This is a genomic window from Micromonospora sp. LH3U1, assembly GCF_028475105.1.
Taxonomy (GTDB): domain Bacteria; phylum Actinomycetota; class Actinomycetes; order Mycobacteriales; family Micromonosporaceae; genus Micromonospora.
On sequence record NZ_CP116936.1, the window covers coordinates 3811617 to 3823871 of the forward strand.

The 12255-nt window shown below is 71.7% G+C and carries 11 protein-coding genes; 6 read left to right on the forward strand and 5 right to left on the reverse strand.

Going from position 1 to position 12255, the window contains the following annotated elements:
* The 4 genes from PCA76_RS17495 to PCA76_RS17510 all read left to right on the forward strand — a co-directional run bounded on the left by PCA76_RS17495 (position 1) and on the right by PCA76_RS17510 (position 4343).
* Entirely contained in the window at positions 1–1350 is a 1350-nt protein-coding gene (locus PCA76_RS17495) for an FAD-dependent oxidoreductase (RefSeq protein WP_272611500.1), read from the forward strand.
* Between the two features lie 371 nt (positions 1351–1721).
* Entirely contained in the window at positions 1722–2366 is a 645-nt protein-coding gene (locus PCA76_RS17500) for a hypothetical protein (RefSeq protein ID WP_272611501.1), read from the forward strand.
* A 67-nt stretch (positions 2367–2433) separates the two neighbouring features.
* On the forward strand, positions 2434–2838 hold the full coding sequence (locus PCA76_RS17505; protein WP_272611502.1) for a hypothetical protein: 405 nt from the start codon (positions 2434–2436) through the stop codon (positions 2836–2838).
* A 374-nt stretch (positions 2839–3212) separates the two neighbouring features.
* Positions 3213–4343 carry a low temperature requirement protein A gene (locus tag PCA76_RS17510; protein WP_272611503.1) on the forward strand — a complete coding sequence of 377 codons (1131 nt, stop codon included), beginning with the start codon at positions 3213–3215 and terminating at the stop codon, positions 4341–4343.
* Between the two features lie 35 nt (positions 4344–4378).
* On the opposite strand, the gene PCA76_RS17515 is transcribed toward PCA76_RS17510, so the two are convergent.
* Complete coding sequence (locus tag PCA76_RS17515; RefSeq protein WP_272611504.1) at positions 4379–5137, reverse strand: maleate cis-trans isomerase family protein; 759 nt, start codon at positions 5135–5137, stop codon at positions 4379–4381.
* The gene (locus tag PCA76_RS17520; protein WP_272611505.1) at positions 5134–5961 is read right to left on the reverse strand and encodes a hypothetical protein; all 828 of its coding nucleotides are present in this window, start codon (positions 5959–5961) and stop codon (positions 5134–5136) included. The genes PCA76_RS17515 and PCA76_RS17520 overlap by 4 nt, the downstream gene beginning before the upstream one ends.
* 251 nt (positions 5962–6212) lie before the next feature.
* Between PCA76_RS17520 and PCA76_RS17525 the strand changes: the two genes are divergently transcribed.
* Together PCA76_RS17525 and PCA76_RS17530 are read left to right on the forward strand one after the other, a co-directional pair.
* The gene (locus tag PCA76_RS17525; protein WP_007460667.1) at positions 6213–6419 is read left to right on the forward strand and encodes a hypothetical protein; all 207 of its coding nucleotides are present in this window, start codon (positions 6213–6215) and stop codon (positions 6417–6419) included.
* A 227-nt stretch (positions 6420–6646) separates the two neighbouring features.
* On the forward strand, positions 6647–7606 hold the full coding sequence (locus PCA76_RS17530; protein ID WP_272611506.1) for a TIGR03557 family F420-dependent LLM class oxidoreductase: 960 nt from the start codon (positions 6647–6649) through the stop codon (positions 7604–7606).
* A gap of 98 nt (positions 7607–7704) precedes the next feature.
* Here PCA76_RS17530 and PCA76_RS17535 read toward each other — a convergent pair whose 3' ends face one another.
* From PCA76_RS17535 to PCA76_RS17545, 3 genes are all read right to left on the reverse strand, one after another.
* Positions 7705–9222 (reverse strand): hypothetical protein, encoded by a 1518-nt coding sequence (locus PCA76_RS17535; protein ID WP_272611507.1) that lies wholly within the window; start codon positions 9220–9222, stop codon positions 7705–7707.
* Between the two features lie 172 nt (positions 9223–9394).
* Entirely contained in the window at positions 9395–11491 is a 2097-nt protein-coding gene (locus tag PCA76_RS17540; RefSeq protein ID WP_272611508.1) for an amino acid transporter, read from the reverse strand.
* Positions 11492–11578: 87 nt separating this feature from the next.
* Positions 11579–11980, reverse strand: coding sequence for a hypothetical protein (locus PCA76_RS17545; protein ID WP_272611509.1), 402 nt, complete (start codon positions 11978–11980; stop codon positions 11579–11581).
* Between the last annotated feature and the right edge of the window lie 275 nt (positions 11981–12255).

The following is a 12255-nucleotide window of genomic DNA, read 5'->3' on the forward strand; positions in this document are numbered from 1 at the left end:
ATGTCCGCCGCGCCACCGCACGTCCTGATCATCGGCGCCGGCACGGGCGGGCTGTGCCTGGCGCACGGCCTACGCCGCGCCGGGATCACCGTCGCCGTCTACGAACGGCACCGCGACCGCGCCGAGGGGCTGCTCGGTTACCGGGTCGGCATCGGTCCGACCGGTAGCCGGGCACTGCGGGAGTGCCTGCCCCCGGAGTTGTTCGCCACCTTCCTGGCCACCTGCGCGCGGCCGCCGCACTACTTCAACGTCGTCACCGAAGGGCTGCGCCAGACCGCCTCGTTCGAGCTGCGGCCAACCGCCGACCCGGTGCACACCGAGCACTCGGTGGCCCGGATGGTGATGCGCCAGGTGCTGCTGACCGGCCTGGACGATGTGGTGCACTTCGACAAGACCTTCACCCGGTATGAGCAGCGCGACGACGGCACCGTCACCGCGCACTTCGCCGACGGCACCACCGCCACCGGCGACCTGCTGGTGGCGGCCGACGGCACACACTCGGCGGTGCGCCGCCAGTACCTGCCGCACGCCGTCACCAAGGACGCCGGCACCATCAACATCGCCACCCGGATTCCGCTGACCGCCCACACCCGCGCCCTCGTACCGGAGCGGGTCCGTCAGGGCATCTCGTTGATCTTCGGTGTCGGCGGGGTGATGGGCGTACTGCACGTCATGGAGTTCAAGTGGGACGCCGGGCGGACGATCAAGCCTGGCGTCAGCGACGCCGACGCCGCCCTGCTGCGTGACTGGCCCGGCCTGGCCCACGACACCACCACCGACAACATCAACCTGATCATCTGGAGCGCGGCCCGCCGGTTCCCGGCCGACATCATGCAGCGCCGCGGCGAGGACCTGGTGCGGGTCGCCCTGGACCTCACCTCGAACTGGCACCCGAACCTGCGGGAACTGCTGACCCGCGCGGAGCCGACCAGCGCCCTACCGATCAAAGTGTCCACGTCCGAGCCGGTCCCGCCCTGGAAGAGCAGCACCGTCACCCTGCTCGGCGACGCCATCCACACCATGACCCCGGGTCGCGGTGTGGGCGCGAACACCGCGCTACGCGACGCCCGCCTGCTCTGCGAGCAGCTCACCCGCGCCACCACCGGCGACAAGACGCTGCTACAGGCGGTGGCGGACTACGAGGCGGCGATGGCGCCGTACGGGTTCGCGCGGGTCGCCGAATCGTTGAATCGCAGCGGCACCAGCGGCGAGGACCGGATGTACCGGCCGGTGGTGGGTCGACTCGCGCTGCTCGGCGCGCGCGGCTACTTCGGAGTGACCAGTCGGGTGCCGCGGCTACGCCGGCGGTTCGTCGACGACTTCCACACCTACGAGGGCGACCAGGACTGACTGCGGCTCGAGGGCGGGCGCGGCGACGCTGACCTCGGTCATCGCCATACCCGGCACGGCTGTTTCCTGCCGGCCGGCGACAGACCACACCGTGTCCGCTTCGGCGAGTGCCAGCCCGCCGCACGGACCTCGGCCCCTCGGTCGGCAGCTACGGCGTGCCGTACCTGCCCACTGCGAGCACCCGAACGCGTTCGGCGCGCTTCCCTCCGCCGCCAGGCGCAACGCTGCGTTACTCGGCAGACACCCGTTGACGTGGGTGTCCCGTCCGAAACGCCATCGACCGATCCTCTCTGTCATCGGAAATATGCGTGTGCGAAGCTGCGGCGAGTTTTTCTCGCAACTTATCCGACGACATGAGAGGGAGGTTCGCCGTGGCGTGGTCTATCGGACACTCGCTGATAGTGGTGCTGGCACTGGTGCTGGGCCTGGCCGCCGGGTGGCTGCTGCGTGGCCGGCGGGGCGTACAGGGCAGTGGACAAGGTCGGTCGATCGTGGACGGTGACCCCGTCGCCGGCCTGGCCGTGATCTCCACGCCGACGCCGGCGGCCACCACCGACGAGGCCCGGCCTGCGGCCGCCGTCGACCCGGCTCCGACCGCCGTCGCCGACGAGCCGGTGCCGGTGGACACGGTCAGCGCGCCAGCCGCGGTGACCGAGCCGGGCGACCCCACCCCGGCAGAAACCCCGAGCACTGTCGACCCGGCCGACATGGCACTGACCGAGGCCCCGCCGCCGGTCCCCGCCGCCGCACCGGCCGACCCGGCTGAGCTGCACGATCCCGTCGTGGAAGCGGCTCCCGAGCCGGTCGCGGTCGAGGAGCAGCCCGCTCCGGCCGCCGTGATCGCCCCCCCGCCTTCCTGCGGACGACCTCCCACCCGCCGACGCCCCGCAGGCCGACGCGACCCCGGTCGACGACGCCCCGGCCGAGGCCGAGCCGACCGATACCGCGCCGCTCGACACCACCCCGGCCGACACCACTCCGGCCAACGACGCGCCGACCGACACCACCCCGCTTGACACCACCCCGGCCGACGACGCGCCGACCGAGGTCACGGCAGTTGACCCGCTGCCGGCTGAGACGCCGGTGACCGCTGAGTCGGTGGACGCTGAGTCGGTGGACGCCGACGCGGAGTCGGCGCTACCGGCGGTGGCCACGCCTGAGGTCCGGCCGACCGCCACCGCGACCCCGCCGGTCCGTTCGGCCGCCGACACCACGACCAGCAGCGTGGACGCCGACCCGACGGGCCCGGCCGACGACTTCCGCCGGATCCAGGGAGTCGGGCCCAAGATGGCGGCGGCGTTGCAGGACGCCGGCGTGCGCACGTACGGCCAGCTCGGTGAGCTGGACGAGCCGGCGCTGCGCGACCTGATCCGGTCTGCCGGCCTGCGCGCCGCGCCCGGGCTGGCCAGCTGGCCACAGCAGGCGCGCGTGCTCGCCGGCGCCGGCGACGCGATGGCTGCGGTGCTGCCGGGCGGCAACCAGGCCTGACGCCTGACATCGAGCCCCCGGCCGCCGTCCAACGGGATGGCAGACCGGGGGCTCGGCCGTTGGGGGCGAAACATCCGCGTGCACCGACCACCTGGACACGGTCGATCCACTCGGGTTACCGGAAACCGGCCCATCCACCGGCCCGGACACCCCACCTTCCAGGAACCCGAGTCGATCAATCCTCGGTAGGGGGAAGGACGGGCGGATCCGGGGCGCCTGCGGTCGACCGATCGTTACCGTCCGTTGAGGCGGCCCGGACGGGTCCGTCGAGTCGACCGGTTCCACAGGAGCAGCCCGTGCACCCCGCCGCGCCGGAGCCCGGGTCCCCACCGGCCCGCCGCCCCCCGGTGCGTGACCCGGAGGCCCCGCGCAGGGTGACCCTTCTCGAGCTCTTCTTCGACCTGGTGTACGTGGTCGCGCTGGCGCTCATCTCCCGGGGAATGGTGGACCAGCTCGACTGGCACCGGGCCGGGCAGGCACTCATCATGCTGGCGGCCGTCTGGTGGACGTGGGTAATCACGACCCTGGTCACCGACCTGTACGACCCGGAACGCACCGAGATCAAGCTGCTGATCAGCGCCGTGATGTTCGGCGCGCTGCTGATGACCACGGCGATCCCGGCGGCGTTCGACCACCGCGGGATCGTCTTCGCCGCCACCTACGTGGCGATCCACCTCGGGCGCGGGCTGTTCCTGATGCCGGCCGTGCGCCGCGAACCGCAGACCCAGCGCCGCGCGGCGCGCATCTTCGTCTGGTTCGCCGTGTCGGCGATCCCGTGGATCATCGGCGCGTTCGTCAACGACGACGCCCGCCTGGCGTGCTGGGCCATCGCGCTCGCCATCGACTACATCGGTTTCCGGCTCGCGTACCCGGTGCCCGGACTCGGTGTGGTGCCCGAGAAGCAGCGCAACGTCACGGCGGAGCACCTCTCCGAGCGCTACCAGCAGTTCTTCATCATCGCCCTCGGCGACGCCATTCTGACCATTGGCAGCAGGTTCAGCACGGAACACAGCGAGGCGGCGAACATCGCCATGTTCGCGGTGGCGTTCCTGACCACCCTGCTGCTCTGGCGGATCTACGTGCACAAGTCCGGCCAACTGCTGCCGGCGGCCATCAAGGGGTCGGAGTCACCGAACAAGTTTCTGTTCACCGCGCCGTACACCCACCTGCTGATGGTCGCCGGGGTGGTGACCACGGCCTCCGGGTTCCACCTCGTGCTGCACCAACCGACCGGACGGACGCCACCGGCCTGGGCGGCGGTAATCCTCGGCGGCCCGGCACTGTTCCTGGCCGGCCGGGCCTCCTTCGAGTACGAGGTGTTCAGCCGGGTGTCACTGTCCCGCCCCGGTGGTGTGTTGGCGCTGCTGACCATCGCGCCCGCCGTGCTGTTCCTGCCGACGGTGTTCGCCTCCCTCGGTGCCCTCCTGGTGTTGGCCAGCGTGGCCTACGCGGACTTCCGGCGTAGCTACGGCAAGCCACCGGAGGCACCGTCCCCGCCGCACTGAACGGTCGGCGCCAACCCCTGCCGGCGCCGGCCCGCTCAGCGGGCAGTCGACCCGGCCAGCAACCGTCCGGCGTCCGGCACGTACGGCTCGACACCCAGACCGGTGAGCAGTTGGTGCACGGTGGCGGTGGCCGCGGTGAGTACCGGGCGGCCGAGACGGGCCTCCACCTGCGGCACCGCCGCCAACGACGGCAGTTGCACGCAGGCGGAGAGGACCACCGCGTCCACGTCGGTCACGTCCAGCCGATCGGCCAGCTCGACCAGGCGGGACGGGGGGATGCGCCCGACCGCCACGTTGTCCGGCTCGCTCAGGCTCACCGCCTCGGTCACCTGCACACCGTGCGAGGCGAGGTAGGCGGCGACGGTCGCGGTCAACGGCGGCAGGTACGGCGCGATCAGGGCCACCCGGCGGGCGCCCAGCGACCGCAGCCCGGTGACCAGCGCGCCCGCGCTGGTCACCACCGGCATCTCGTGCCCGGCGCGACCGGCCGCACGGCCCAACCGCCGCTCGGCCCGCTCGTGCGCCCCGGCGCCCTCGCACATCACCGCCACCAGGCAGGCGTACGCGAGCACGTCACAGCGGGCGTCGGCCAACTCGGCGGCACACCGGACGGCGGAACGGTTCATCCGGGCGAGTTCGTCGGGAGTCACCTGGCGCAGCCGTACCCGGCTGGTGTGTGTGGTGAAGCGGACCGTCGGGTCGACGGTCTCGCGGCGGCGCAGCATCGCCGGGATCTCGGTCTCCATGGTGGTGTTCGAACTGGGCACCACCAGCCCGATGCGGTAGCCGCTCACACCAGTGCTCCCGCGTACCCCCGGACCCGCAGCCGCTGCCCGGCGCCGCCGCCGAGGCGCACCTGGAGCCCGAGCGGCGCGGCGGCGCGGCGGACGTCGTCGAGGTGCAGCGAGCCGTGCCGGTCGACGGTGAGCACCGGCGGCTCCTCGAGCTCGCCCTCCGGTGCGTGGAAGGAGAGCAGGGTGACCGAGGTGGTGAGGTAGCCCGGGTACGCGGCGCGGGCCGCCGCCTCGTTCCGGTGGACGAGCACCACCAGGTCGTCGAGGTGGGCGAAGTCGACGGCGAGCGCCCCGGCCTTCCAGTGCGCTGGTTCCTCGGCTGCGCCGGTAAGATGCCGGGATCGGTTCGCCGAGGTGATGTAGAGGTGATCCGACCCGGTCTCGGCGAGCGCCCGCTCGAAGAAGGCGTTGGACGGGCAGGTCAGGCCCGGTGCGATCACCTGGGTGGTCCGCAGCCCCTGGTCGACCTGGGTGAGGTGCTCGGGGATCCGCTCCGCCGCCGGCCCACGGAAGCCGAACGGCCCGGCCCCGTAGAGGGCGTCCATCAGCGCCCGCACCCGACCGACCGGCAACCGGGGCGAGATCCGCGTCCAGTCGAACATCCCCGGGATCCGGCCGATCGCGGTGGTGATGCTGCCGACCTGGTGGACGGGACGCCCCTTGGCCAGGTTGACCCGGCGTACGGTGGCCGCGTCGGGACGCGTGACGATGACGTAGAAGTTGGCGAACGCCGCCGCGACGATCGCGCCGCCAGCCAGCGCGCGAGCCGCGACCGCGACGTCCTCGGGGCGGTCGATGTACAAGGGCGGTGTCGGGGCGTCCATGAGTCCTCCTCGGCGGGGCCGTGAGGCAGTTCTACGTCCGCCGACCCGTACGACGGCGAGGTCGGTCGTCGATCCGATAGCCGACCCGCGCTACCCGGTGCGGGCGGCCGATGCCCCGGCGGTACCGACGGCGGACGGCATCGGCCGGATGGAGGATCCGGCGGTGGTTATAGCGCGAAACCGTTAGCCGCGCGACCCGATTGGGTACAACGCCTGCACCTCAGATCCACCACATACCTCAGGAGGCAGCGATGCGCGGCACCTCGATACTCGGAGTCATCGTCGTGATCTGGTTGGTGATCGGCGCGATCGCCGGTGGCCAGCGAGGTTACTACAGCGGCGACGACACCAACTGCGCCGAGGCCGGCACCATCCTGGTCACCATCGTGGCCGGGCCGTTGAACTACATCGGCGCCAACCCGAAGGTCGACTGCAAGCTGCCCGAGCCGTCCAAGTAGGACAGACATGGACCGGCCCGTGCCCCTTGACTTAGGGACACGGGCCGGTGTGCGCAGCTCAGCTGGCGTAGACGACCATGTGCAGCGGCCGTCTCCCCTGTTGGCGCTGCCACCGCACACCCCGTACGCCGTCCTAGGAGGCTGGATTGCATGGCTCCGCAGCGTTTGTCGGCGCCGAGGCCGGGAACCGCCCGGCGTCAGTCGGCGGACGGAATCGGGAGTACGGCATGCAGATCGGCTACAAGCTGGCCTCGGAGGGATACGGCCCACAGGAGATCATCCGGCAGGCCGTCCTGGCCGAGCAGGCTGGTTTCGACTTCGTCGAGATGAGCGACCACTTCCACCCCTGGCTCGACGCGCAGGGCCACTCGTCCTTCACCTGGAGCGTGCTCGGCGCCATCGCGGCCAGGACCAGCACCCTACGCCTGGCCACCGGCGTCACCTGCCCGACCGTCCGCTACCACCCGGCGATCATCGCGCAGGCCGCGGCGACCATGGCGCTGATCTCCGACGGGCGGTTCACCCTCGGGGTGGGGGCTGGCGAGCGACTCAACGAACACGTTGTCGGGCAGGGCTTCCCCAGTGTGCGGGGCCGGCACGAGCGCCTCCGCGAGGCGCTGGAGATCATCCGACTGCTCTGGCAGGGCGGCTACCAGTCCTACGAGGGCCGACACCTGCACCTGGAGGACGCCCGGATCTTCGACCTGCCGGACACCCCGCCGGTGATCGCGGTGGCGGCCAGCGGCGAGGCGTCGGCCCGGCTCGCCGCCGAACTGGGCGACGGGCTGTTCGCCACCGAGCCGGAGGCGTCGATCGTCGAGCACTACCGACGCGCTCACGGGTCGGGCCCGCGCTACGCCGAGGTGCCGTTGGCCTGGGCCACGGACGAGCAACAGGCGGTGCAGGCGGTGTTGCAGACCAGCCGGTGGATGGTCACCGGCTGGAAGGTGATGAGCGAGCTGCCGAACCCGGTCAACTTCGACGCGGCCAGCGCACACGTGGAGGAGAAGCACGTCCGCCAACTCTTCGCCATCGGCCCCGACCCGGAGCCACACGTGACCAAGGTCCGGTCGTACGTCGAGGCCGGGTTCGACCACATCGTCCTGCAGAACGCCGGCCCCGACCCGGACGGCTTCCTCGACTTCTTCGCTCACGATCTTTCCGGCCGCCTACGTGCCATGGGCTGATGCCCGTGTCGACGTGATCAGTTGATGAAAAACAGCAGCCGCCCCGACTGATCGTCGGGGCGGCCGGCTGCGCGCTCGGGATGGGTGCGCGGGTGTGCTCAGCGGAAGCAGTGCGCGATCGGGACCGCGCTGCCCTCGCAGTTGGTCGGCTCGTTCTCGACGACAACGCTCTCATCGTCGATCTTGACCTGGGCGTGCTGGGCGAAGATGCCGCCGGGCTTCACCGTCGACGCGTTGTGGGTGACCTTGCTGGTGTAGATCGCCACCGAGCCGGCGGCGGCGTAGATGCCGCCGCCCTTCGACGCGGCGCCGACAGCCTCGTTACGGGTCACGTCACTGCCGCGCACCAGCAGGTTCGCCTTCTCGGCGTAGATGCCGGCGCCGAGGCCATGGGTGGTGTTGCCGTCGACCACGCTGTCGTCGAGCGGCGTCAGGCCCTTCACGGTCGAGATGCCGCCGCCGTTGACGGTGGACGTGTTGCCGCGGATGGTCATCTTGCGCATCACCAGCACCGCGTCGGAGTTCGCGGCACCGCCACCGACCTGCGCGGTGTTGTTCAGCAACTCGGTGTCGGAGACCTTCGTCCGGGCCGAGAAGCTGGCCAGCCCGCCACCCTGGCCGGCGCTGTTCTGGGTAAAGGACACGCTCTCCACGTCGGCCGCACCACGGTAGTTGCCGAGCCCGCCGCCGTACCCGTTGGCACTGTTGTGGTGGAACTCGGAGCGCTTCAGCGTCAGCACACCACCGTTGAGCAGGCCCCCGCCCTTGCCCGCGGCGCCGGAGGCGCTGTTGCCGACGAACGTGGAGTCGGTGACCACCATGTTGCCGTCGTTGAAGATCCCACCACCGCCGCCCTCCGGGGACAGGGAAGTGCTCTGGGAGACGGTGACCCGCTCCACCACAGCGGTCGCCCCGTGCACCACGTGCACGCTGCCGCCTTCGATGGCCGAGCGGCCGTTGTGCAGTTCCACGTCACGCAGGGTCAACTCGCCACCGTCGCGGACGGTGAAGAAGCGGAACGGGGCGGCCTGGGCGTCGCGGGCGATGGTGGCGCCCGCGCCGTCGACCGTGATGGGCTGGTAGATCACGGGCAGGCCGGCGGTGTCGTCGGCCGGGTTGTGCGGGGGTGCGTCGGCGTCACCGGGGGTCTCCGCGGCGTCGGCCGTTTCCCGCGCGTCGCGGATTCCGCCGTCGTACTGGTCGGTCTCGTGGAACGCCTCGGTGAGGACGTAGCGGCACTTGGGTGCCAGCCGGAGTTCCGCGCCGCCCTCGGCGTTGGCCGACACCAGCGCCGCCACCAGCTTCGCGGCGTCGCAGGGCACCGACACCACACCCCGCTTGCCGGTGCCCGGGGTGGCCGGACGGGCCCCCTCGGCGCCGTCCTGGTCGCGCTTCTCCCCACGCTGATCGCCGGCGCGGCGGTCGTCGTCACTTCCGGCCGTCGTGGTCAGCCGGCCCAGACCCGAGAGGGAGAGGTCACGGTCGGCGGCGGCGGCTACGCCGGCCGCTCCGGCCGCTCCCACGACCAGGCTCCCCGCCAGCAACCCGCTGGCTAAGAGCCACCGGGACCGCCGTCTGGGTCGGGTCGCGTCGTCTCCTCCTTGGTACGTGGACATCAAAGGTGCCTGCCTTCCTGCCTGCCTGACGTGGCCGCGCGCCGATCCGGGCGCGGGGGGCTCGACGTACCGTCGGCCACCAAACGTCACCATAAATCCGCAATACGGACAGGAAGGTGTGAACGTGAATAGTGCCCCTATTCATCTTTGAACGGTCACACCGGCGACCAGATCACCCGCCGACGTGGATACCGGGCCGACGTAGGGGGTCCCGCTCGGTCCGGCGGATGATCTCCCGTACCACCGGCGGGGTGTCTCCGCGACCAAGGATGAGATAGCGCGCCAGGTGCGCGATCGGGCTTCCCTCCGACCACTCGAAGTGCGCGTGCGGCCGAACCCCGGTGGCGTCACGCAGGGCCAGCAGGATCGCGGCGATCGCGTTGGGCGCGGCTGGGCTGCTGGCCCGCAGCACCCGGAAGCCACCCACCTCGATCCCGTGCACACACAGCACCTGACTGAACTCCGACGGGTCGACCACGTCGATCTCCAGGAACAGCACGTCCGCGGCGCCGGGCACCGGATTCATCCCCCGCTGCGCCCGCTCCTTGACCGTGTACTCCTTCACCGACCCGCTCTGCCTCTTGTTGGCGATCAGGTGCAGTTGCCCGTCGTGGGCCAGCGACTCCGTGATGAACCGACGGGCCGCCTCGTCGAACTCGATCCGCTCGGCGCGCAGCTCCGTGGTCCGGGTGACCCGGGAGACCAACGAGACCACGATGATGCCGAGGATGAACAGCGCGGAGATGGTGATTCCGTCCGGCTGCTCGATGACGTTCTCCAGCAGCGCGTACAGCAGCACCAGGGTCAGCACGGTGAAGCCGATCGCGGAGGCGCGCTGGTGGCCGCGGGCCGCGGAGATCGTCACCGCCACCGCGCCGGAGACCATCATCGCCAGGATGCCGGTGGCGTACGCCCCGGCCTGAGCGTTGACGTCGGCCTGGAAGGCGATCGTGATGGCGACGCTGACGACGGTGTAGACGATCACCACCGGGCGCACCGCCCGCGCCCACTCCGGTGCCATGCCGTACGAGGGCAGGTAGCGCGGCACGATGTTGATCAGCCCGGCCATCGCCGAGGCGCCGGCGAACCAGAGGATGAGCACGCTGCTCACGTCGTAGACGCTGCCGAACACCTCACCCAGGTCGCGGTGCGCCAGGAAAGCCAGAGCCCGACCGTTCGCGGCACCGCCCGGCTGGAACTCCTCCTCCGGGATGAGCGCCGTGGTCACGAAGGTCGTCGAGACCAGGTACACCGACATGATCAGCGCGGCGGTGGTGAGCAGCCGACGCGTGTTGCGAATCCGGGCGGCGAGCCGCGCCTGCTTGTCCAGACCGTCGGCCGCGACCAGGGGCATCATGCTGACCCCGGTCTCGAAACCGGACAGCCCCAGCACCAGCAGCGGGAACGCCAGCACGGCGGTGAGCAGCACGCGGCCCGGCCCGCCGCCGGTCGTGGTCAACGCGGCGGTCCAGTCCGACACGAGGCCCGGGTCGTCCACGATCCGGGCCACCGCGACCACGACGATCACCGCGTTGAGCGCCAGGAAGATCGCGACCAGCGGGATGGCCACCACCACGGCCTCCCGGAACCCGAGCAGGAACACCCCGCCGAGGATGAGCAGCAGCACCACGGTGACCACGACCGGAACCAGCCGGCCGTGCAGGGCCTCCGGCAGGTACGGGTTCTCCAGCAGGTGCACGGTGGCGTCGGCCGAGGAGAGGGTGATCGTGATGATCCACGAGGTGGCCACGAAGCCGAGCAGCACGAGGACGAAGATCTTGCCGCGCCAGAACGGCAGCAGCCGCTCCAGCATCGCCACCGAGCCCTGCCCGTGCGGGCTCTCGTGGGCCACCCGCCGGTACATCGGCAGCATGCCGAACAGGGTGAGCACGACGATCAACAGGGTCGCCAACGGGGAGAGCGCACCGGCCGCCAGCGCCGCGATGCCCGGCAGGTACGACAGCGTGGAGAAGTAGTCCACGCCGGTCAGACACATCACCTGCCACCAGGCGTGCCTGCGGCTCTGCCCCTCGGTGGCCTCCGGGCCGGGCGGCTGGACCTGGTGCTGGAAGAGCCACCGGCGCAGTGGGCTGGCCGGCGGCGCCGACTGCGCCGGGGTGGCCACGCGTTCGGGCACCACGACACCCGGCCGGCCACCTCGGTGCGGGCGCGCCGGGTCGCGGGCCGCCCGCAGAGCCGGGTCCGGCCCGGTCGGCGCGTGGCGGCGTCCGCTCCAGCGTCGTGGTTTCGCCCGGTGCTCGTCACCCATCGCCAGTCCCACCCTCACAGGTCCTGCTCCGACGGTAGGCGGTAGCCCGGCACCCGAACGGCGGAACCGGGCACGTGAATGGCCTGGTCAGGACAGGTCCGGTACGGCGAGCAGCCGGGCCAGCGCGGGCGGATCAGCGACAGTCACCGTGGCCGCCGGGTGCCGTGGCCGCCCACCGGGCAGCAGGGCCGGCACCGGTACGCGGAAGCGCAGGCAGATCCCGCCGGCCGTGCTGCTGCCGAAGCTCACACCTCCGTCGGCCAGCGACGCGTGCGGCCCGATCACCCGCCACCAGCGGTACGGGCCGCTCAGCTCGACGGCGGTCACGTTTGCCCGGTCGGTCCGCAGCCGCCACGGCCCGTACCGGATCTGCAGATCCTGGTCGGTGACGGCGACCCAGGCGGTCGCCGGGCGGACCCCCAGCAGCGCCAACGCCGGGCGGAACACTGGATCGAAGCGGAACGGGAACCGCGTCGCGACGCCGGTCATCGCGCGCCGGGCCGGGCGGTGGGTCGCGGTACCGGGCCACCCGGCCGCAGCGGGCCGGGCCGCGCGGGCCGGGGGCGGGCGGCGGGCCGGCGCCGGGCCAGGACGGTCATGGCGCGGGCGTACCCGGTACGAGCCCGCCGACACCCCCGGATCTCCGACCGTTGGCCGGAGCTCGACGCCCCTCCCCCACCGCCGGCCGACACCCCCGGGCCGGCCGACGGTGGCAGACGGTCGGCACCCCCGGGCCGGCCGGCTGTACCGCCCGGTGCCGACCG

Excerpts from the sequence above, each read along its gene's own strand:
- PCA76_RS17495 (WP_272611500.1), top strand. The coding sequence starts at position 1 with ATGTCCGCCGCGCCACCGCACGTCCTGATCATCGGCGCCGGCACGGGC.
- PCA76_RS17530 (WP_272611506.1), top strand. The coding sequence starts at position 6,647 with ATGCAGATCGGCTACAAGCTGGCCTCGGAGGGATACGGCCCACAGGAG.
- PCA76_RS17545 (WP_272611509.1), bottom strand. The coding sequence starts at position 11,980 with ATGACCGGCGTCGCGACGCGGTTCCCGTTCCGCTTCGATCCAGTGTTC.
- PCA76_RS17520 (WP_272611505.1), bottom strand. The coding sequence starts at position 5,961 with ATGGACGCCCCGACACCGCCCTTGTACATCGACCGCCCCGAGGACGTC.
- PCA76_RS17540 (WP_272611508.1), bottom strand. The coding sequence starts at position 11,491 with ATGGGTGACGAGCACCGGGCGAAACCACGACGCTGGAGCGGACGCCGC.
- PCA76_RS17535 (WP_272611507.1), bottom strand. The coding sequence starts at position 9,222 with ATGTCCACGTACCAAGGAGGAGACGACGCGACCCGACCCAGACGGCGG.
- PCA76_RS17525 (WP_007460667.1), top strand. The coding sequence starts at position 6,213 with ATGCGCGGCACCTCGATACTCGGAGTCATCGTCGTGATCTGGTTGGTG.